The sequence below is a fragment of the Pseudomonas sp. AF32 genome, assembly GCF_022342325.2.
GTDB classification, from domain to species: domain Bacteria; phylum Pseudomonadota; class Gammaproteobacteria; order Pseudomonadales; family Pseudomonadaceae; genus Aquipseudomonas; species Aquipseudomonas uvaldensis.
Genome location: NZ_RQJK02000024.1, coordinates 1 through 21010 on the forward strand (window position 1 = coordinate 1; position 21010 = coordinate 21010).

15 protein-coding genes are annotated in these 21010 nt (G+C 61.2%); 5 read left to right on the top strand and 10 right to left on the bottom strand.

The genetic code is table 11. The features are described from left to right. Positions 1 to 299: 299 nt before the first annotated feature. Together nspC and EGM97_RS20870 are read left to right on the top strand one after the other, a co-directional pair. Complete coding sequence (nspC, locus tag EGM97_RS20865; RefSeq protein ID WP_238963054.1) at positions 300 to 1397, top strand: carboxynorspermidine decarboxylase; 1098 nt, start codon at positions 300 to 302, stop codon at positions 1395 to 1397. Positions 1398 to 1422: 25 nt separating this feature from the next. Continuing rightward, on the top strand, positions 1423 to 2658 hold the full coding sequence (locus EGM97_RS20870; protein WP_053153919.1) for a saccharopine dehydrogenase family protein: 1236 nt from the start codon (positions 1423 to 1425) through the stop codon (positions 2656 to 2658). A 104-nt stretch (positions 2659 to 2762) separates the two neighbouring features. On the opposite strand, the gene EGM97_RS20875 is transcribed toward EGM97_RS20870, so the two are convergent. Then, positions 2763 to 3665, bottom strand: coding sequence for a LysR substrate-binding domain-containing protein (locus EGM97_RS20875; protein ID WP_238963055.1), 903 nt, complete (start codon positions 3663 to 3665; stop codon positions 2763 to 2765). Between the two features lie 157 nt (positions 3666 to 3822). Here EGM97_RS20875 and ydiJ point away from each other — a divergent pair, with 157 nt between their 5' ends. The 3 genes from ydiJ (at position 3823) to EGM97_RS20890 (ending at position 8729) form a co-directional block, all read left to right on the top strand. Beyond that, a complete protein-coding gene (ydiJ, locus tag EGM97_RS20880) occupies positions 3823 to 6876 on the top strand; it encodes a D-2-hydroxyglutarate dehydrogenase YdiJ (RefSeq protein ID WP_238963056.1) in 3054 nt (1017 codons plus the stop codon). Positions 6877 to 7137: 261 nt separating this feature from the next. Next, positions 7138 to 8208 (top strand): alpha/beta fold hydrolase, encoded by a 1071-nt coding sequence (locus tag EGM97_RS20885; RefSeq protein WP_238963057.1) that lies wholly within the window; start codon positions 7138 to 7140, stop codon positions 8206 to 8208. 23 nt (positions 8209 to 8231) lie between these two features. Next, a complete protein-coding gene (locus EGM97_RS20890; protein WP_238963058.1) occupies positions 8232 to 8729 on the top strand; it encodes a cytochrome P460 family protein in 498 nt (165 codons plus the stop codon). A 16-nt stretch (positions 8730 to 8745) separates the two neighbouring features. On the opposite strand, the gene EGM97_RS20895 is transcribed toward EGM97_RS20890, so the two are convergent. Genes EGM97_RS20895 through EGM97_RS20935 form a run of 9 tightly spaced genes read right to left on the bottom strand, consistent with a single transcriptional unit; the run spans position 8746 to position 20995 of the window. After that, on the bottom strand, positions 8746 to 9795 hold the full coding sequence (locus EGM97_RS20895) for a hypothetical protein (protein WP_238963059.1): 1050 nt from the start codon (positions 9793 to 9795) through the stop codon (positions 8746 to 8748). 34 nt (positions 9796 to 9829) lie between these two features. After that, positions 9830 to 11641, bottom strand: coding sequence for a hypothetical protein (locus tag EGM97_RS20900; RefSeq protein ID WP_238963060.1), 1812 nt, complete (start codon positions 11639 to 11641; stop codon positions 9830 to 9832). A gap of 3 nt (positions 11642 to 11644) precedes the next feature. After that, positions 11645 to 12943, bottom strand: coding sequence for a hypothetical protein (locus EGM97_RS20905; protein ID WP_238963061.1), 1299 nt, complete (start codon positions 12941 to 12943; stop codon positions 11645 to 11647). 19 nt (positions 12944 to 12962) lie between these two features. Then, a complete protein-coding gene (locus EGM97_RS20910) occupies positions 12963 to 13883 on the bottom strand; it encodes a hypothetical protein (RefSeq protein ID WP_238963062.1) in 921 nt (306 codons plus the stop codon). 60 nt (positions 13884 to 13943) lie between these two features. Continuing rightward, entirely contained in the window at positions 13944 to 16322 is a 2379-nt protein-coding gene (locus EGM97_RS20915; RefSeq protein WP_238963063.1) for a hypothetical protein, read from the bottom strand. Between the two features lie 12 nt (positions 16323 to 16334). After that, the gene (locus tag EGM97_RS20920) at positions 16335 to 17471 is read right to left on the bottom strand and encodes a hypothetical protein (RefSeq protein WP_238963064.1); all 1137 of its coding nucleotides are present in this window, start codon (positions 17469 to 17471) and stop codon (positions 16335 to 16337) included. After that, positions 17450 to 18895, bottom strand: coding sequence for an alkaline phosphatase family protein (locus tag EGM97_RS20925; RefSeq protein WP_238963065.1), 1446 nt, complete (start codon positions 18893 to 18895; stop codon positions 17450 to 17452). The genes EGM97_RS20920 and EGM97_RS20925 overlap by 22 nt, the downstream gene beginning before the upstream one ends. Beyond that, positions 18885 to 20114: a metabolite traffic protein EboE gene (gene eboE / locus EGM97_RS20930; protein WP_238963066.1), complete on the bottom strand. Its 1230-nt coding sequence runs from the start codon at positions 20112 to 20114 to the stop codon at positions 18885 to 18887. The genes EGM97_RS20925 and eboE overlap by 11 nt, the downstream gene beginning before the upstream one ends. After that, positions 20111 to 20995 (bottom strand): TatD family hydrolase, encoded by an 885-nt coding sequence (locus tag EGM97_RS20935; protein WP_238963067.1) that lies wholly within the window; start codon positions 20993 to 20995, stop codon positions 20111 to 20113. The genes eboE and EGM97_RS20935 overlap by 4 nt, the downstream gene beginning before the upstream one ends. Positions 20996 to 21010: the final 15 nt, after the last annotated feature.

Here is a 21010-nt window from a genome sequence, read left to right on the forward strand (position 1 = left end):
TGCTGTTCATAACAAAACGCCCCAGACCGGCGAGGCCCAGGGCGGTGAAGATGTCAAAAACCCGGTATCCCGTGGATCGCAATGCTGCTCCGCTTAAGTGAACAGCATTGCACTCGATGAGTGGCATTTTTTTTCGCCAAAACCGCCTGCAGGACGGCTGGACAGCGCTTTGGCGAACGAGGGTGCCAGGGGCGCCTGGCGGGTGTTTCGCATCGATCCGGCAAGCTGCACTTTCGATCTGTGGCCAGTGAAGGCACAATGCGCATCCTTTTTTGGCTGGCCTTGCCGGGGGCCTCGAAATGATCAAGACACCGTACTACCTCATCGACAAGCAAAAACTGCTGGCGAACATGCAGAAGATCGCCTACGTGCGCGAGCAGTCCGGGGCCAAGGCCTTGCTGGCGCTCAAATGTTTCGCCACCTGGTCGGTGTTCGACCTGATGCAGCAGTACATGGACGGCACCACGTCCTCGTCGCTGTACGAGCTCAAACTCGGTCGCCAGAAATTCGTTGGCGAGACCCATGCCTACAGCGTGGCCTGGGCCGACGATGAAATCGAGGAAATGATCGAAAACTGCGACAAGATCATTTTCAACTCCATCAGCCAGTTGCAGCGTCACGCGGATGCTTGCGCAGACAAAGTGCGCGGCCTGCGGGTCAACCCGCAAGTGAGCAGCTCCGATTACCTGCTGGCCGACCCGGCACGTCCTTTCAGTCGCCTGGGCGAGTGGGACCCGGTCAAGGTCGAGGCGGTGATCGAGCAAATCTCCGGCTTCATGTTCCACAACAACTGCGAGAACGGCGATTTCGGCCTGTTCGACCAGATGCTGGGCACTATCGAGGAACGCTTCGGTCATCTGTTGCATAAGGTCGAGTGGGTCAGCCTGGGCGGCGGCATCCATTTCACCGGCGAGGGTTATGCCCTGGACGCATTCTGCGCGCGCCTCAAGGCGTTCTCCGAAAAGTACGGCGTGCAGGTCTACCTGGAACCGGGCGAGGCGGCGATCACCCAGAGCGCTTCGCTGGAAGTCACCGTGCTCGATACCCTTTACAACGGCAAGCACCTGGCCGTCGTGGACAGCTCCATTGAGGCGCACATGCTCGATCTGCTGATCTACCGCCTGAACGCCAAGCTGGCGCCCAGCGAAGGCGAGCACACGTACATGGTTTGCGGCAAGTCGTGCCTGGCCGGAGACATTTTCGGCGAATACCAATTCGATCGTCCGCTGGCCATCGGCGATCGGCTGTCGTTCATTGACGCGGCGGGTTACACCATGGTCAAGAAAAACTGGTTCAACGGTTTGAAAATGCCATCCATCGTAGTGAAACAACTCGACGGTAGCGTCGAAGTGGTTCGTGAATTTGGGTTCGAAGATTATCTGTCCAGCCTCTCGTAACTGGCGCAAAGGAGAATTGAAAAAATTGAAGAAGAACGTCCTTATCATTGGTGCAGGAGGTGTCGCCAAGGTGGTGGCCCACAAGTGCGCGCAGCACAACGACGAACTCGGTCGTATTGCTATCGCGTCGCGCAACATCTCCAAATGCCAGGCCATCATCGACAGCGTCAAGGCCAAGGGTAGCCTCAAACAACCCGCTGAAATCAAGGCTTTCGCACTGAACGCCCTGGACATCGAGGCGACCAAGGCGCTGATCCGCGAGACCGAATCGCAGATCGTCATCAACGTCGGCTCCGCTTTTCTCAACATGTCGGTGCTGCGTGCCTGCATCGATACCGGCGCGGCCTATCTGGACACCGCCATTCACGAAGAACCGGGCAAGATCTGCGAGACGCCGCCCTGGTATGGCAACTACGAGTGGAAGCACCTCGAAGAATGCCAACAGAAGAACATTACGGCCATTCTCGGCGCGGGTTTCGATCCGGGTGTGGTCAACGCCTACGCGGCGCTGGCGCAACAACAGTATTTCGACCAGATCGATTCGATCGACATCCTGGACGTCAACGCCGGTTCCCATGGTAAGTATTTCGCCACCAATTTCGACCCGGAAATCAATTTCCGTGAGTTCACCGGACAAGTATGGAGCTGGCAGAACAGCCAGTGGACCAGCAATACGATGTTCGAGGTCAAGCGTACCGATGACCTGCCGGTCGTGGGATCGCAGAATCTCTACCTGACCGGCCACGATGAAGTGCACTCGCTGTCGAAGAACCTCGGCGTGCCCAACGTGCGTTTCTGGATGAGCTTCGGCGAGCACTACATCAATGTCTTCACCGTGCTCAAGAACCTCGGCCTGCTTTCCGAGCAGCCGGTCAAGACAGCCGAAGGGCTGGAAGTCGTACCGCTGAAAGTGGTCAAGGCCGTGCTGCCTGACCCAAGCTCTCTCGCCCCCGGCTATACCGGCAAGACCTGCATCGGTGATCTGGTCAAGGGCACCAAGGATGGCAAGCCGCGCGAAGTGTTCATCTACAACGTGGCCGACCACGAAGAAGCCTACGCGGAAACCGACAGTCAGGGCATTTCCTATACCGCAGGCGTACCGCCGGTGGCCGCCGCCTTGCTGGTTGCCCGTGGCGAGTGGGACGTGCAACGCATGGTCAACGTCGAGGAGCTGCCCGCCGAAGCTTTCCTCAAGGCGCTGGACGTCATGGGCCTGCCGACCCGCATCAAGGATGAGCACGGAGATCGCCCCTGGAACTGAGACGCTTGAGATTCCCTGACCAGGCGAATCTCGTTTCTCGTTCCTGGCCGTGAAAAAATGGACCTCTGAAAAGAGGTCCATTTTTTTTTGCGCGGCCGCAGGGGTCATTGATCCGGAAACGGCAGCGACAGCAGCCATTGACTGAAGGCTTTCAGTGAAGGCAGGTGCTGGTAGCGGGTCGGGTAGGCGAGGAAGTAGCTGCGTCCACTTTCCATCGGTTCGGACACCGTGACCAGCTCACCACTTTTCAATTCGTCCTGCACCAGAATGTGCGGGATCAGTCCGATGCCGATGCCCGCGGACACGGCCTGGATCAAGTGAGCCGTGAGCTCGAAGCCGGGACCGGATCTCATGTGCCGGTGGTCGAGGCCATGGGCCTCGAACCAGTCCGGCCAGACGCTGGGCCTTGAGACGACATTGAGCAGCACCTGCCCGGCAATATCCTCGGGTGACAGCGTGCGGTATCCGGGCAGCGCCGAGGGGCTGGCAATAACCACCAGTTTTTCCGTGAACAGCCTGTGCGAGATGTAGCCGGGCCATTCGCCGGAGCCTGCGCAGATAATCGCGTTCATGTCCTGGGTGGACGCCTGGACGTCTTCGCGGATGATTCTGGAATGGATGTGAACCAGCAGGCCGGGATGCCTGGCGTAGAACTCATGCATCCTGGGCAACAGCCATTTCGAACCCAGTGTCGGCAGCACTGCCAGGTTCAAGGGGCCCCCGTCGTTCCGGTATGAAATGGCTTGCAATGTTGCGCTTCGAATGCGCCCCAGCGCTGCCGTCAATTCGTGCTGATAGAGCGCCCCGGCCGCTGTCAGTTCGATCTTGCGGCCCTCACGCCTGAAGAGTTCGATGTCGAGCTGTGCCTCCAGGGTTTGAACCTGGCGGCTGACGGCGCTCTGGGTCAATGCCAGTTCTTCGGCGGCCTTGGTGAAACTGCCATGGCGAGCGGCGGCCTCAAAGGCAACCAACAGCGACATCGAAGGCGTCAATCTTCTTGGATTCATTCATAAAGCTCATGCAAAAACGGCAGGAATTACGTTTGTTCCAAGGACGTATAGACGCAAGAATTGGCAAAACCAAATGCGTCCGTTAAACGTACCGTGTCCCGAGCATGCGTAACGAGAATGCATAGATTAGCTTTTAGCCTGCAGGAATCCCATCATGATTGCCCGGTTAGCGCCTTCTTCCCCCCAGGAAGCGACCTATGACGCTTTTTTAAACGCCCTCGAAAAGGCGGGGTTCCGCGGCGAGATTGCCCGCCACCTTGGCGACCGGACGGTATTGGCAACCGACAACTCCATTTACCAGCGCCTGCCCCAGGCGGCGGTGTTTCCGCTCGATGTAGAAGACGTGCAGTGCCTGTCGCGCCTGGCTGATCAGCCCGAGTACCGCCAGGTGGTGCTCACGCCTCGAGGTGGCGGAACGGGCACCAACGGGCAGTCCCTCACCGACGGTGTGGTGGTCGACCTTTCCCGTCATTTGAACAACATTCTGGACATCAACGTCGAAGAGCGCTGGGTCAGGGTGCAGAGCGGCGTGGTCAAGGACCAATTGAACGCGGCGCTCAAACCCCATGGGCTGTTCTTCGCGCCAGAACTGTCGACGTCGAATCGCGCCACCATCGGCGGGATGATCAATACCGATGCCAGTGGTCAGGGAAGCTGTACCTACGGCAAGACGCGCGATCACGTCCTTGAGTTGTCGACGGTGCTGCTGGGCGGCGCCTGCTTCACCAGCTCGCCTGTCGATGCGCAGCAATTGTCCGAACTGGCCAGTCGCGGTGATCGGGTCGCGCAGGTCTACCAATGCGCTCTGGACATCGCCGACACCCAGGCTGAGCTGATCGAGAGCACCTTCCCGAAACTCAATCGCTGCCTGACGGGCTATGACCTGGCCCACCTGCGTGAACCGGACGGGCGCTTCAACCTCAATAGCGTGCTCTGCGGTTCCGAAGGGTCACTCGGCTTTATCGTCGAGGCAAAACTGAACGTCCTGCCCATCCCCAAATATTCCATCCTGGTGAACGTGCGCTACGCGGGGTTCATGGATGCCTTGCGAGACGCGAAGGCGCTGATGGAGATGAAGCCGCTGTCGATCGAGACCGTGGACTCCAAGGTACTGATGCTGGCGATGAACGATATCGTCTGGCATGGCGTCGCGGAGTACTTCCCTGAAGACCCCGCCAGGCCGACGCTGGGAATCAACCTCATTGAATTCAGCGCCGACGATGAAGAGATTCTCCAGCAGCGTGTCCATGAGTTCGTGCAACATTTGCAGCGCGATACCTCCGTGGTGCGCCTGGGCCACACGCTGGCCATCGGAGCCGATGCGCTGAAGCGCGTCTACGCGATGCGCAAGCGCGCAGTGGGCTTGTTGGGCAACGTCAAGGGAGAGGCCAGGCCACAGCCGTTCGTCGAAGACACCGCTGTACCTCCCGAAAACCTGGCGGATTTCATCCTTGAATTTCGAGCGCTCCTGGACAGCCATGGCTTGCAATACGGCATGTTCGGTCACGTCGACGCCGGTGTCTTGCACGTGCGCCCGATCCTGGACATGAAGGATCCTGCCCAGGCAGCACTGATTCAACCTGTTTCCGATGCGGTCGCGGCCCTGACTCAAAAATACGGTGGGCTGTTGTGGGGGGAACATGGCAAGGGCTTGCGGTCGCAGTATGTGCCGGACTATTTCGGCGACCTGTATCCGTCCTTGCAGACGTTGAAGGCGGCGTTCGACCCCGGCAATCAACTGAACCCGGGCAAGATCGCCACGCCCGCAACGGTCCCCGATGCTCGACTGACACGGGTCGACGAAGTGCAGCTGCGCGGCGACCTGGACCGTACGATCGACGAGCGCGTCTGGAAAAGCTATGACGCGGCAGTGCATTGCAACGGCAACGGCGCCTGCTACAACTTTGATCCCGATGACGCCATGTGCCCGTCATGGAAGGCCACGCGCAATCGGGTCCACTCGCCGAAAGGCCGGGCGTCGTTGATACGTGAATGGCTGAGGCGACAGGGGCTTGAGGGCGTCGATGTCCTCGCTGCGAGCGATCGGCTGCGGGCCGCCGCGCCCTGGAATATTGCCCGCCGCGCGATCAACAGCCTGTCGCATAAGTTGGGCCAGCAGGATTTCTCCCACGAAGTCTATGAGGCGATGGCGGGGTGCCTGGCCTGTAAATCCTGCGCGGGTCAATGCCCGGTCAAGGTGAACGTGCCGGAGTTTCGTTCGCGTTTCCTGGAGCTGTATCACAGCCGGTACCTGCGTCCCTTGAAGGACTACCTGATCGGCTCCCTGGAATATACGGTTCCCTACCTCGCCAGGACGCCGCGCCTCTACAATTTCGTCATGAGTGCGCGGCCGGTTCGCTGGTTGCTCGAACGGGCGGCTGGGATGGTCGACAGCCCGCTGCTCAGCCTGGTGGATTTCACGGCCGCTTGCCGGACATGGGGCGTGGAGGCCGCAACGCCTGAACGTCTGGCCGCGCTGTCAGACGAGCAGCGAGAGAAAAGCGTCATCCTCGTCCAGGATGCCTTCACGCGCTTCTTTGAAACCCCGTTGCTGGTTGACTGGCTGGAATTGATTGCTCGGCTTGGCTACAAGGTCTACCTGGCCCCGTACGCACCCAACGGCAAGCCGCTTCAGGTACAGGGTTTCCTCAAGGCGTTCGAAAAGGCCGCCCACTTCAACGGGCAGACGTTGTCGAGCCTGCAGCACTACCGGATTCCATTGGTGGGACTCGATCCGGCGATGACCCTGGTCTATCGACAGGAATACACCAAGGCCGCGGGTGACGTGGCGCCTCGGGTCCTGCTCGCGCAAGAGTGGCTGGCCAGTGCAATGCCGCACACGCAGGCCGCGCAGACGGATGAGCCTTACCAGTTCCTTCCCCATTGCACGGAAAAGACCAACGAGCCAGGCAGTGTCGCGTTGTGGCAGAAGATATTCGAGCGCATGGGACTGGCCCTTCAGGTCCCGGCCAGTGGCTGCTGCGGCATGTCGGGGACCTACGGTCACGAAGCACGCAATGCCACGACTTCGGACACGATCTACGGGCAGTCCTGGAAACCGCTCATCCAGCGGCTCAACCGGACGGGACGAGTCGTTGCCGATGGGTATTCCTGCCGTAGCCAGGTCAAGCGCCAGGAGGGCGCAACGGTGCTGCATCCCCTGCAGGTCGTGTTGGCACGTGTGAAGGCGCTGTCGGACCTCACCTGACAGGGCATCCGATCTCCCGGGGCTGCAATGGCCCCGGGAAACTCCTCGATCACTTTGTATCTCTGTGTATCAGAACCCCACGTCGATACGGACTGTTTCCAAAACAGGCCGCCGTGACACATCCGCGATACCTCCCCGGCATTAAATGACCCCATCGAGACAGCGCAGGGCCGTCTCGCCTCGGGCAAATCCGTTGGCAAACCGCTTCCAACCGATCTCACATTTCGAACCGCTACCTGCCGTACCCAAGGGAGATTCACCATGGCCACGACTCTGTTGAACCCAACCTCTTCACCGCGCCTTCGGCTGCTCGCGCCCTCTGTCCTGGCGGTTGCCTTGTTGCAACTGGGCGCCCTGGGGGCTGCTTCGTCGCAAGCAAACGCTGCTGAAGTGCCGGCAAGTGCCGTCGGCGCCATTACGCCGGGCAGTCACACTTCGTTCGGACCGTTGAAGCATGTCAAGGCGGGGCTGCTGGAGGTTTCCTATGCCGAGGTCGGCCCTGTCGACGGGCCGGTGGTGATCCTGCTGCACGGCTGGCCTTACGACATTCACAGTTACACCGACGTGGCGCCGGCACTGGCGGAAAAAGGCTACCGAGTGCTGATTCCGTACGCCCGCGGTTATGGCGATACGCGCTTTCTGTCGGCCAAGACCGTTCGCAACGGACAGCCCGCCGCGCTCGCCAAGGATCTGATCGACTTCATGGACGCGCTGAACATCAAACAGGCCGTGCTGGGCGGTTATGACTGGGGCGCGCGCACGGCCGACATTGTCGCCGCATTGTGGCCTGAGCGTGTGAAGGCGCTGGTTGCCGTCAGTGGTTATCTGATCGGCAGCCAGGAAGCGGGCAAGGCGCCTTTGCCACCGGCCGCCGAGCTGCAGTGGTGGTATCAGTTCTACTTCGCGACAGAGCGTGGCCGTCTGGGCTATGAGAAAAACACCCATGACTTCGCCAAGTTGATCTGGAAACTCGCCTCGCCCAAGTGGAACTTCGATGACGCCACTTACGACCGAAGCGCTGCCGCGTTGCAGAACCCCGATCACGCCGCCATCACCCTTTTCAACTATCGCTGGCGCCTGGACCTGGTCAAGGGGGAAGCCCGTTACGAGGCCCTGGAGAAAAAACTGGCGACATTCCCGTCCATCGGCGTGCCGACCATCACCCTTGAAGGCGATGCCAACGGGGCGCCGCACCCGCCTGCCGAGGCCTATGCCAAGCGCTTTACCGGCAAGTACGAGTATCGCCTGATCACCGGAGGCATCGGCCACAACCTGCCGCAGGAAGCCCCGCAGGCTTTCGCTCAGGCGGTGATCGACGCCGATCACCTGTGAGTGACCGTGAAGGGAGAGCAGCGATGAAAAACCGATACCTGACCTTGCTGGCCGCCACCCTGGCGGCCTTTGCCGGAGTTGCCCTGGGCGACTCGGGCGGCAACGATGCCTCACCGATCTATGGTGTGAAGCTGCCCGAAGGCTATCGCCAATGGGCGTTGATCGCACCGGCGCAGGAGGCGGCGCCCCTGAACGAGCTCCGGGCCGTGTTGGGCAATGATCGGGCGGTCAAGGCTTATCAGGCGTCTACGCAGCCGTTCCCGGAGGGCACGGTACTGGTAAAGCTGGCCTGGAAACATGTCCAGTCGCCGGAATTCGAGCCGGCCTCCATTCCCGGCGCGGCCACCACCGTCCAGGTGATGGTCAAGGATTCGAGCAAATACGCATCAACCGGTGGCTGGGGCTTCGGTCGCTTCATCGACGGCAAACCCGCCGACGAGGCCCAGCACCAGACCTGCTTTGCCTGCCATCAGGCACGCGTGCAGAACCACGATTATGTCTTCACGCGGTGGGCGCCATGATTCGATCGACTGTCGATCAGAGCGATACCCGGCGCAGCCTGCCGCTCAGTGGGACGATTTGATTGTCTGGCGTGGGCAACGGCCTTCCGGTCAGGCCCATGCCTTCGCTCACCAGCACGGCGCCCGGCACTACACACAGGTTGGACGGGGTATCGAGGTTCCGGGCGAGCACGTTGACTTGGGCTGTCTGCAGGTTGCAGCTCAGCAACCGGCCCGAGAACCGGGTGAAGCCGCCATGCCGGACCTCGCCGTTCCAGTCGGGCAGCAGGGGTTGTTGCAGGTGGTCGCAGAGTTCCAGCACCAGCACGTTTCCTGTCGGACAGAGCGCCACGCCCGTGGGCAGTTGCAAGCCGCTGATCAGCCGCTCGATCTGCCCAGTGTCGGGGTAGACCCGAATGACCTGGCCGGCCCGGTCGGCAAAGTCGATGCCCTTGCGGCTCGGGTCGCCGTGCAGTTCGCCGGAGAACAGGCTGATCAGTACCGCGTCTGTCGCCGGTTCGTACACCAGGGTCACGGGCACGGCTTCCTGACCCTGAGCCAATTCAGGCAACTGGGCCAACATGCGTTCGTCCTGGCCGGCAATGAACTCCACCAACTGGTTGGTATCGGGTTTGACGGCCAGCCAACTGCGGCGAGTGGGGTGATAACACAGCGCGTTCAGATTGCCCCGGCTGCGAAATACCGGCTCGGGGGGTGTGTATTGCAGGTCCAGCAATTTCGATCCCTCGACGTAGTCGGTCAGGCTGGCGAGGCAACGCCCGTCACCGCAGGCGATGTCCGACAGCCCCATGATTTCATCGCGCAGCATGCGAACTTGCATGTTCATGGCGCGAAAACCGTCTGCCAGGGTTTCGCGGGGCAGGTAGGTGCCGGGCTGGTGGGGGGCTGGACGCAGTCGACTGATGCGGCCGCTGAAGGTCTGTTCCGGCAGGCCGGTACCGGCTTCCGCCAGCAGCAGGCTGCCATCGGCCTGTACGCAGACACCGCGAGGGTTCAACAGGCCTTCGGCGATGATCGTGCTCGGGCGCAGGTTTTCGCTGGGCTGCGCAGGGATCTGGATGGGCATGAGGCTTCTCTCCGTCGTGAAAAAGGGCGCTCGATTACTGCGGCGGTTGCCACGGTTCACCGGTGAGATAGGCCCTCAGCAGCGCCCGCTGGCAAGGCGACATCGAGCGCACCACGGGCATGAACAGGGTGGTGCCTTTGTAGGCATCGGAGGTTCGGGCCAGGATGGGGTTCTTGGCGCCCATGATTGCGTCGGGCTGGTTCAGCGGGATATAGCGCGACATGGCGGGGAAGGCCAGGTAGTGAAAGCGCAGGACATTGGGGTACATCAGCGGCCAGGTGATGGTGGTGCCCTTGGGGATGCCGAAATCGGTCTGGGCGTACTTGCGAAAGTTGGTGAAGCAGGCACCGCTCGCAAGGCCGTTGGCCGTGCAGGTCAGGGCGACGAAACCGGCCTGGGCGGCGCTGCCCGGTTTCAGGGTGACGGGGAAGCTGACCGATAGCTGGCCGCTGTCGACCGTGAGCGAGTCGGGGAAGTCGAGGAAGTCCCAATATTGCGGATCCGTATACACCGCAGAGGGTGCCGCTTGCAGACCGATTTCGGTGGTGCTGGTCACGGGGCCGCCCAGGTAGCGGACCTGCAGGGTGATCGACAGGCCGTTGGGGTAGTCGTCCAGATAGACGTTGCGCTGGTCGGCATAGACCCGGTAGGTCGATTCGGTGGCTTGCAGCGTGGTCTTGGCAACCGTGTCGGGCGCGTTGATTGCCAGAGCGTTGGTGCGCACGGCCTGCTGCTGATTGGCGGTCATGGGCAGGTCGACGATGCCGCCGTACACGTAGTAGTTCAACAACGAACTGCTGGTCGGTGCCAGGGTCGCCAGGGTGGTGGTGCCGGCGCTGATGGTGACCGCGCCGTAATTCGCATTGGGCCCGATGGGGCTGGTGATGTCGTCCCGTACCGCCCTGAACGTCTCCTTCGGAATGACGTTGACCATGTCGATGCTCAGGTAGCCGTTGCTGCTGCCCAGTTCGGCATAGCCAGTACCGCCCGTGCTTTGGTTGACCAGTTGCCGGCCGGGCTGGCAGTTCAGCGGTTCGTCGGCGAACGCCGGGGCCAGTGTGCCGATGACCCGGCCGATACTCGGGTTGGGCGTGTACTTGCCGGCGGCATAGTCGGCGTCCAGTTGTTCGGTGGTCATCGTCGGGCACATCTCGAACATGACGAAACGCAGGACGATGCCCGTCGCCCCCGGTGCCTGGATGATCGCGCGCAGGCCCGCGCTGTTCTGGTTCCAGCTGACGATGCTGCTCAGGGGAAAGGTGAGCTGGAACGTGCCGCTGGCGTGGAACGAGCCTGGCGCATCCATTTTCGCCGGCAGCAGTACACGCCCGGCCACGTCGAAACTGCTGCACACGGTATTGCTGTGGATCAGCAACTGGATATCGCTGTTGCCGCCTATCTGCAGGCCGCCGACGAAGATCTGCGTGGTCGTCGTGCCGGTGGGGTCCAGGTCCACCATCATCGGGCCGGACACCGGCGCCTGGCCGGTGACCGGGTCCACCGAACCGAGCAGGTACACCGGCTGGCCCACCAGGTCGCCGGTGGTGCTGATGCTGCCCGGTATGCCCTGGGAACTGATCAGGGCGTTTTGCATGTCGACGACGTGTTGCCCGTAGTGATTCCAGCCGCCGGCAGTGTAGTAGTCACCGTTGGGAGCGTTGATCATGTCGTTCAACTGGTCGTCGGTGTAGGACTGGGCACCCGGCGCCAGGGTCGAGGTGGTCAGATCGAACAGCGGCCACTCGTCGTTGCCGTCGTAGGGAATGGTGGGGGAGTTGTTCGGCAGGCTGACGTCCGTGCGGATGCCACCCCAGAAATTCAGTCGGGGTCCGTTCAGGATGCTCATGATCTATTCCTCGTCCTTGATGGATTTGATGGCAGGCGAATTGGCGAATTTGAACAGATAGGAAAAGTCGGACTTGTAGGGACTCTTGACCGGTGTCGCCATGGAATGGCAATTCATGCAGCTGCTGTTGGGCTGGATATAGCTCTCCATGGTCACGTTGGCCGAGAGTGCCGGTGTCGGCTGGCCCAAGGGGTTGCTGGGGTTGTCGGGCATCAGCGGACGCTGGGTGGTGATGAGCTGGTAGTACTTGAGCACGCTTTTTTGCAGGCCAGGATCGGACTGGTAGTTGGCATTGACGCCGTTGGTCACGTCGGCAATCGGGGTGACCCGGTTCAACGGGTTCGGGGTCTGAAACGTGGTGCCGGCCTTGGGCACGCAGACCAGATGCGCCCCCTGGGTCTGCCAGTCGCAGGGAGACTGGTTGAGGCTGTCGGCGGGTGCGGTGGCATTGAAGTAGGAATAGGCCGTGCCCGAGGCCGGCTGATCGACCCACTTACCGCCCGACAGCGCCTTGGGCGGCACGTTGTCGACCTGCTCGAAGGTCGACCAGATCCACTGCGGGTACCCGTTGACCTTGGTGATGATGTGCAGCCCTACCAGGCCCAGGTACGCCTCGGTGACACCGTTGCGCTTGCCCTGGTCATCGAATGTTGCCACCTGGGCAATCTGGGTCAGGTAGTGGCTGGCGTTGTCGTTGGAGGTAAGGATGCGCCAGCTCGACTTGACCTCGATGACGCCGTTGGGAAAGTTGATGTTACTGGCCTTGGAGACCACATCGGCGTTGTAGTACTGGTTGTCGACGATGTAGTCGTAGGAGGTTTCGTTGGCCGAGATGTCGTAGTAGGTCGGGTTGCCCGCCTGGTCGATCAGCCAACCGCCGACGGCCTGGTCGACGGCGTTCACCTGGGTGCTGTTCTTCAGGGCGGCGATGTTGATGATGCCCAGACGCTTGGCTTTTTGCGGGCTATTCCAGGGGCCTGGATTGGCGCCCTGGGGCAGAAAGATTTCTTCCACGGTCTTGTAGGTCTGCCAGACCGTGTAACCGGGATCCCCGGGTTGCTTGTTGCAATCGGGGTCGCCGCGCTGGCCGTCCTGCGCCGGCCAGTTCAAGGCGATGAACATCTGCCAGCTGTATTGATCGAACAGGTCCTGGCTGGCATTGGCGGCAGGCGCCGTGGTGGGGGGCTGGCAATTGAGTGTCGTGGTCGTCTTCGGCATGGCCTGCTCAGACGGTGCCAGGGCGAACGCCGGCAGGCTGACGACACCGAGTAGCATCGCGGTGAAACCAAGAGAAGTGTTCATGATGAGGCTTCGTCCTTGATCAGGGTTTGCGCTGCATGAGCTTGTTCCATTGGGCTTTCTGGCCGTTGCTCTGGGACGCCGGTGGCTCGAACAACTGGCAGGGCGGCGGGTTCGCCGGGCACATGGCGGCCACCTGGGCCCAGGTCTGGGCCGGGTCCGGCCGGGCGATGCGGAAGTTGGTGTAGTTCTGGCTGACGATGGGCGCATTGGCGACGCTGGCATCACCGGAGAAATAGAACGATTGCGGATGCCGATAAGGCGGTTGCCCGGTCATTTTCTTGTAGAAGGCGTAGCCGAACAGGATCGGGCCTTGAGGGGAGTCAACGTCCAGGGCGTAGGCCTGCACGCTGCCATCGAGATGCTTGCTGCGCTCGGCGCTGTAGGGCAGGTGCTGGATGAAGTCTTGCCGGGGCGGGTGGTTCATCGGCGAAAACATGCAGCAGGCCGGCATGTCCTTGGGTCGGTCCTGCGGGTAGGTCAGGAAGTACGCCTTATTGCCCAACGACACGAACGAACAGGTGTAGTTGTTGTTCTTGATCGGGAAGATCGGCAGGCAGTACTTCTCGTAGTGTTCCATCATGGCGCCGAAGCCGTCGCCATCGGCCGGGATGTAAGTCGTGTCGTAGTAGCTGGTGCCGCGCGACACGGTGTAGTCCGCCGGGACGAGGGTACTGGGCGGATTGCTGTAGGGCGGCGGGTTCTTCTCGTAGTTGTGCATCACCCGGTACATGGTCCAGTCGCTGATCCAGAACGCGGGGAAGAATGGATCGGAAGGATCACCCGGTGCGCGCTTGGCGATGCAATTGCCGTTCTGTTCGTTACAACCCAGGGTGTTGTGTACCCCCATGGTGAAGTACACGGCGCCGCTGTCCTGTTGTGCGAACAGCGGCGGGCTCAGCAGCAGGATCAACAGCAACAGCCGGTTCAAGATGGTTTTCATAGGACACCTCCTGTGAAGTGCCGGGTGGCGGACGCGCCACCCGGAATCCTGCGTGAAACGTCAAAGGTTGTTGTAGTCGCTCATCGAGAGCGTCTTGGGCGGAAAGTTGAGCTTCACCAGACGCTTGGCCCACAGCTCCAGTATGGCGCGGCGGCTTTGCGACAGGTCACGGGTGATGGGCATTGCGAGGGTGCTTTCTTCCTGGTTCGGCTTGCTGATCAAGATGATCAACTGATCGACGGCGCCTTCCACGCGCGTGCGGGAGTCGAGCGGCATGTACTTGTTCATGATTGGGTAGAGGTAATAGAAGGTCTGCAGGACTTTCGGAAAGATGAACGTGCTCCATATCTTTTCCGGAGCGTCCGTGGCGGTGCACATGCCGTTCCAAGTGTTGATGAAATCCTGTTGCAACTGCATGTCCACGGGCAGCACCCGTATCGGCGCGAGGAAGTCCACAAAGGCCTGGGAGAGTGGGAAGCTGAAGGGAATGACCGGTTTTTTGTCATTCTCCTGCACGAAGAAGCGCAAGGTAGGGAAACCCGGCGCCACGGCCCGGCAGGTTATCTGGGCGATACCTTGGGCGTTGGTGGTGATGACGGCGTAGGAGTAATGGATGCTGGCCTTGTTGTCCTGCAGTGTACCGGTGCCATTGATGCCCTTGTCGAAGACCAGGCAGGGGCGCAGGTTGACGGCGATCGGCGTACCGGAGACTTTGAGAAAATCCTGATAACCGACCGGGTTGCCCACGGGTTGGGGCACGTCCTGGATGTCGGTCAGCCGGCGACCGCTGCCGGTGCTGCGATAGAGGGGAACCGCAGGCGCGTCGGTGAATTGCGGAAGCCAGGCCGTGTTCTGGTTGCGGTCCGGCGGGTTGTCGTAGAACAGCGTGAAGTCGGCGGCATTACTGAACGCCAGGTAATAATCGCTGCTGGTTACCATGTAGGGGTTGCCGTACTCCGCCACATACAACGTCGTGTTGGCGGCCGGCTGACCGTTTTTCTGCACCATGATGCTCAGCGTCTTGCGGTCACCGACGTCGATGAAACTGCCGCTCTCGATCACTTCGGCGGTCCACAATTGCTGTCCGGCGGCCATTATCGAAGGGGTCGGGGCCGGGTTGCGCTGCTGCAGGAGCAGAGGTCCGGACTGCAATATGTTCTTGGCTTCGGCGCTGAGCGTGAGGTCGAGGATGCCCGAACGTTTGTCGAAGGCCGATTGCTGGTATTGCTCGAAGCCGAAGCCGGCCGCCGCGACGAATTGCCCGTTCTTGCGGACCCCCAGCAAGTAGCCGCCGGAGTTGAATTTCTCGGGAACGAGAATGTCGGCCTGGTCATTCACCGGATAGCACGGAAACGTATTGCCCAGGTCCAGCGACAGGATGTTGCCGGTGAACTGCGCCGAGATCACGCCCAATTGCGCGCTTTGCGAATCCTGCCCTGGTTGAACCATCGATACGGGCTGGTTGGGCACCAGGCGCAGCCCGGCGGGGGCGGTGGGGTACTCGTTGGCGAACCACAGCCCCAGGACTGCCGAGGTGCGGCTGTAGGCGGGGTTGAAGAAAATCTGGTTGACGTTGTTCAGGCCCTCTCTGTAAAGCTTCCCTACCGCATCGATGTCCTGAACGTTATGGGAGCGGGTGTTGAGGCGTTGCGGGTAGTCGTTGAACACCCCGTTCCTGTCGTAGCAGGTCAGGTAGACGGAAAACCGGAACATCAGGCCCTGCGCCCCTTGTCTCTCCATCTGCTGCTTGAGGTTGGTCAGCAGGGCCGAGTTGCCGCTCGCCCATTCCAGGTTCTCCTTGGGAAAGCAGCTCTGCCAGGTGGTGCTGACATTCACCAGGCCACCCAGGGCTCCCCAACTGAAGTTCAGGAAGCGGTCCATCATCCGGTACTTGCGATTGAGGATCAGGCCACAGGATGAGTCGCCCAACACCAGTTTGTCGAAATACAACGCGGTGAACGTGTTCTGCCACGGGCTGATATCCACGAAGCGTGCCGCGGTCGGGGCGGAGCTCCCCAGGGGGCTGCCGAGCAACTGATAGTTCTTGCCGACCAGTGCATCGTGCTCGATGTAGGTATTGGCCTGCAATTCGCCGCCGATGACAGTCGAGCGGGTCTGGCCATAGTTCACCAGGCCGCAGCCATTGTCGCCGAACAGATCCCATTCGGCCGGCATGTAGGGGTAGTGTTTCTTGTTGGCATTGCCCGGTACCTGCAGCACGTAGCTGGGCAGGTCGGCCATGTGCACGGGCGAGATAGCCCACGGCATCAGTTTGTGCGGGGCGTTGTGGCGGGTGATGTCGAAGTGGCCGACAAACGGCCAATTGATGTCCATGTTGACCGCGTCGTACAGCGGGAACTGGTCGTTGTTATTGGCCGTCGGCGGGTTCCAGAACATCTCGCCGTTGAGGTAGATGCGAGGAAAATTCAATACGCTCATGTCGTGCTCTCCTTAGCGTTGCCACTGGGCGCGTTTGAGCGACCAGACAAAATCCAGTTTGTTGTAGCCGGCGAAGTCCTTCTCCGGCAGTGGCGTGGTGGGGTAGGTGAGACCGCCTTGGGTCGGGATGGCGAAATTGAAGTAACCGTCGTTCTTCGAATAGGCGGCGGTGCCGTGGCAGGCCAGGCAGGACGATGTGTCCTGGAATGCCGATTCCAACTGCGAGTTCGCCAGGACCTGGGTAATGGGTTGGAATTCCACGCCGATCAGTTCGTACTTCGACAGCGCCGGGTTATTGGTCTGGAACTGGGCGTTGACCGGTATGGCAGCCGATGTCGGCCCGGTGCTGTTTTTCATTGGCTTGGACGGCTGGCCTTTGGTCACGGTGTACTTGGGGTTGTTGACGTTTTCGAAGGTGGTCCAGACCCAGTTGGCGTTCAGCTTGTTGACCACGTGCAAGCCGCTCAACGCCGCGTAGCCGACCTTGTACCCGGTGCCCACCGGGTAGTAGGCCTGGGCGACGTAGTAGCCGTCGCTTTCCAGTCTCTTCTTGTAGTCCATGTCCGCGCCGATCCACAGCCAGGCGGCTTTCAGCTCCCAGGCGGTAGCCGGAAAGTTCAGGTTGCTCGACAGGGCGTCCTGGCCATTCATGTTGTAGACATTGTTCTTGACGATGTAGTCGTAGGTGTCCTGGCCCATCAGCAGTTGAAAGCGCACAACGTGGCCTTGTTGCGCCTCAGGTACGGCGCCGCCCATTTCCAGGCTCAGGCCGTCGACTTGCTGGGTGGCATTGAGGTTGTGCAGGAGACGGTTCGGGTCCAGTCCCAGGGCTTTGGCTTGCCTGAGCACCTCGCCCGGTGGCCTCATGCGGCTGTCATACGTACCGGGGTTGACGCCGTTGGCCAGATAGACCTGGTCGGAAGGCTTGAACAACTCCCACTGGCGGTTGTAGCCCCTGGTGCCGGCCTGGTTCAGGCAGACGAACCAGTTCCAGGCCATGGTCTCGGGGCTTTGGTTGAACGCTTTACGCGTCGCCTCAACGTCTGGCCCGAAGGTGAGGAAGTTGCTGCAATCAAAGCTATTGGTGTCCTGTGCCTGAGCCAAACCGGCCAGGGCACTGAGAACGGTTATGGAAATGGCTCGCCGCATGGAAGCTCCTTGGCATTGGCCGTGTCGGTAGGAGAGCGCCCCAGGAAGTGTTCCAGGAGCAGTTGCTTCACCGCCGTGGTCGCAAGTTGCTGGGGCAACGGCAGATCACAATTGGTAATGAGCAGCGGGCCGGTTTGCGCGCTGGTTGGCAGGCGGCCATGACTGCCGCGGATCAATCCGGTGTCCAGCGGAATCAGGTCCATGTAGTAGCGAAAGCCGAGTTTTTTCTGCAACAGGCGGCGCGCCACTTTCAGTTTCGGGAAGCGAATGGCGGGGTCGATGAACAGTTCCAGCGGGTCGTAGCCAGGCTTGCGATGGATGTCCACGGTGCGGGCGAAATCCGGCGCCTTGCGGTCGTCGAGCCAGTAGTAGTAATCGAACCAGTAGCCCGGCGCCGCGACAGCCACCAGTTCACCGCTGCGCGGGTGATCCAGTTGCCAGGCGCGCTGCTCGGTTTTATCGAGCACTTGCTCGACGCCGGGTTGTCGCTGTAACAGTGCCTTGACCTGCGCAATGTCCTGCGCCTGTCGCACGTAAACGTGGGCGATCTGGTGGTCGGCCACGGCAAAAGCCGCGCTGGCGCCTGGGTCCAGCAGTTCCCAGCTCAGGGATTGGCGAACCTGTAGCCAGCCCTCCGAGCGCAACAGGCGGTTGATGGACACCGACTGATGGACTGCTTCGATGCCGTATTCGGAGAGCAGCATCACCGCGGCGCCTTGTGCCTGGGCAAAGTCCAGCAGGCGACCCACTTCGCTGTCGATGGCCCGGACTTCATCGACGATGGACGGATCGTCGGGGCCGAGGCGTTGCAGGCTGTAGTCCAGGTGCGGCAGGTAGATCAATTGCAGGTCGGGTCGGTTGATCCCGAATTCGGCAATGGCGCAATCGACGATCCAGCGGCTCGAGGCGATGCCGGCCGCCGGGCCCCAGAAGCTCGGGAACGGGAATTCGCCGATCTGCTGCTCGATACGCTCGTGCAAGGTCGCCGGCGCCGAATACAGGCCGAACATTTTTCGACCATCGGCCGGGTAGTGCGGACGTGGGGTGATGGCGGCGTCCACGTCCGCGTACATGTTGTACCACCAGAACAATTGGCTGCAGCGAAACCCCGGAAGCTGGCGCTTGAGTGCATGCCAGACTTTTTCGCCTTGGATCAGGGTGTTGGGTTGCAGCCAGAAACGCACCTCGGCCTGGTCGCGAAAGTACCAGCCATTGCCGACGATGCCGTGCGCCGACGGTGCCAGGCCGGTGAGGATCGAGGCCTGCACCGTGGACGTGACGGCCGGGAATACCGGTTGCAGGTAGGCCATCCTGGCCGTCTGCAACAGGGCATTGATATGCGGCGTCGCCGCACCGAGCAGCGCCGGCGTCAGCCCCACCACATTGATCAGCAGCAGCGGTTGACGAGGGCGCTCAGCGTGCATTGGCGTACACCTCCCATGCCTGGGGATGCAGGAGTTGCCGGTGGCGCAATTGCTCTTCGACCCAGTGCAGTTCCCTGGCGATCCCCTGGAGCTGGGCCTGGACGGTGCCAGGGCGCAAGGAAGCAGGCAGCACGCCCCAACTGTAAGTCTCCACCTCAAGGACCGGGCGAAAATCCCCATGGTCGGCAATAAAGTCGAAGGTTCGTGACAGGGCGTCCTGGCTGCCGCTGAGCTCGGGCAGCAGCAAATGTTCGCTGAACAGCGGAATGTGGAAATGGATTCTCAGTTCGGCGTGTTGCTGCGGATGGTCTGCGTAATCGCCGAGGGCAATGGGCAGGTCGGCCCAGGCTCGTAAGCGCGCCTGCTCATCCTGGGCTTTCACTTGGTGCAGATAGGTGGTTTCAGCGAAGTCCGCCAGGGTGTCGAGCACCTGTTCGCGCCGGTCGAGGGCTTGGGGCAGGCGGCAGATCAGGGCGTTGGACAGTTGGATCTTGCCAACGGGCACCCCGGTCTGACGCAGCCGGTCCAATGACTGATAGCAATCCTCGAAGACCACGGCCTGGTGGCAGACGTCGAAACACAGCGCCAGATGGCCGTAGTGCGGGTCCCTGGCCTGCAGGCGATGGAAGAAGGCGATGGCCTGCTCGGTGTTTTCCAGCACACAGTCTGGTTCCATTTCCAGGCAGAACACGATTTTCTTGCCCGTCTCCAGGTGGAGTCGGGCGAGGGAGGCTGTGAGCTGGCGCAACTGATGCTCGGCACGCTGCTGCAAGTTGCCGTTCCAGTGGGCGGCATAGCCCAGGGGCACGGTGGAAATCACCCCTTGGGCACAATCCGATGGCAACGCCTGGGCGAGGATCCGGGCCAGATTCAAGCTGTACTCCAGTCGTCGCGGATCGGCCCAGTGGGGCAAATAGACCCCGGCTTTCACCGCGCCCTGATGAAACTGGCCGTAGGGAAAACCGTTAAGGGATGTCAGGCGCAACCCGTTGCATTGCAGCAGGTGGAGAAAGTCCGTACGCGCCGACGCCTGTTGCAGCTCCCGCGCCGCGAGGGCGCTGATCCACAGGCCGCTGTCCTGTTCGTCGAGCCCGCGCAGCTTGCGAACGGCCTGGAAATGCTCCGCGATGGACGCGCGTAGCGTGGCCAGGTCCGGTGTGGGGTGCACGTTGCTGCAATAACCGAGCTGTGCGGCGTGCCAACCGGTCGCGACCGTCATTTGATCACCGGTTCCTGGCCTCGCAGGGCTGAGTTGTCTTGCCACTGTTTGCGCTGATCGATGGGCAGCGGTGTACCGACCAGGGCCTTGTCCAGTTGGCCGCTCTGAGCAAAGAAATCCACCGGGTTATGGAACAGTACCTGTTCCACCTGGGCCTCGCTGAAGCCGGCCGCGCGCATGGCTTCGCCGGTCTTGGGCACCTTGAGCGGGTCGCTGATGCCCCAGTCGGCGGCGCTGTTGACCACCATCTTTTGCGTGCCGTATTGCTGGAGCAACGCAACCATGCGCTGCTCCGACATCTTGGTGTTGGGGTAGATGGAGTGGCCGCGCCAACAGTCGGTTTCCATCACCAGCGGCAAGGTCAGTTCGTTGAGATGATCGATGATCACCAAGTGTTCGGCGATGCCGACCTCGCGAATCACCGCCAGGGTGCGCCTGGTGCCGCCGATCTTGTCCCGGTGCGGCGTATGGACCAGTACCGGCAGGGCGAACTGCTTGGCCAGTTCCAACTGGGCGGCCAGGAAGCGATCTTCTTCCGGGGTAATGTCGTCATAACCGATCTCGCCCACCGCCACCACGCCGTCCTTCACGAGGTAGCGTGGCAGAATCTCCAGCACCTCATTGGCCACCGAGAGGTCGTTGGCCTCCTTGGGGTTCAGGCCGATGGTGCAGAAGTGGTGGATGCCGAACATGCTGGCGCGAAAGCGTTCCCAACCCAATAGCATGTCGAAATAGTCGATGAAGCTGCCGACGCTGGTCCTGGCCTGGCCTTGCCAGAACGCTGGCTCGATGACGCCGGTGATGCCGGCGGCCGCCATGTTCTGGTAGTCGTCCGTAGTGCGGCTGACCATATGGATATGCGGGTCGAAGTACTTGGGCATGATGCATCCTCGTCA

Bases quoted from the DNA above. Each gene is read 5' to 3' on its own strand.
- nspC (WP_238963054.1), top strand. From the start codon at position 300: ATGATCAAGACACCGTACTACCTCATCGACAAGCAAAAACTGCTGGCG.
- EGM97_RS20875 (WP_238963055.1), bottom strand. From the start codon at position 3,665: ATGAATCCAAGAAGATTGACGCCTTCGATGTCGCTGTTGGTTGCCTTT.
- ydiJ (WP_238963056.1), top strand. From the start codon at position 3,823: ATGATTGCCCGGTTAGCGCCTTCTTCCCCCCAGGAAGCGACCTATGAC.
- EGM97_RS20885 (WP_238963057.1), top strand. From the start codon at position 7,138: ATGGCCACGACTCTGTTGAACCCAACCTCTTCACCGCGCCTTCGGCTG.
- EGM97_RS20890 (WP_238963058.1), top strand. From the start codon at position 8,232: ATGAAAAACCGATACCTGACCTTGCTGGCCGCCACCCTGGCGGCCTTT.
- EGM97_RS20895 (WP_238963059.1), bottom strand. From the start codon at position 9,795: ATGCCCATCCAGATCCCTGCGCAGCCCAGCGAAAACCTGCGCCCGAGC.
- EGM97_RS20900 (WP_238963060.1), bottom strand. From the start codon at position 11,641: ATGAGCATCCTGAACGGACCCCGACTGAATTTCTGGGGTGGCATCCGC.
- EGM97_RS20905 (WP_238963061.1), bottom strand. From the start codon at position 12,943: ATGAACACTTCTCTTGGTTTCACCGCGATGCTACTCGGTGTCGTCAGC.
- EGM97_RS20910 (WP_238963062.1), bottom strand. From the start codon at position 13,883: ATGAAAACCATCTTGAACCGGCTGTTGCTGTTGATCCTGCTGCTGAGC.
- EGM97_RS20915 (WP_238963063.1), bottom strand. From the start codon at position 16,322: ATGAGCGTATTGAATTTTCCTCGCATCTACCTCAACGGCGAGATGTTC.
- EGM97_RS20920 (WP_238963064.1), bottom strand. From the start codon at position 17,471: ATGCGGCGAGCCATTTCCATAACCGTTCTCAGTGCCCTGGCCGGTTTG.
- EGM97_RS20925 (WP_238963065.1), bottom strand. From the start codon at position 18,895: ATGCACGCTGAGCGCCCTCGTCAACCGCTGCTGCTGATCAATGTGGTG.
- eboE (WP_238963066.1), bottom strand. From the start codon at position 20,114: ATGACGGTCGCGACCGGTTGGCACGCCGCACAGCTCGGTTATTGCAGC.
- EGM97_RS20935 (WP_238963067.1), bottom strand. From the start codon at position 20,995: ATGCCCAAGTACTTCGACCCGCATATCCATATGGTCAGCCGCACTACG.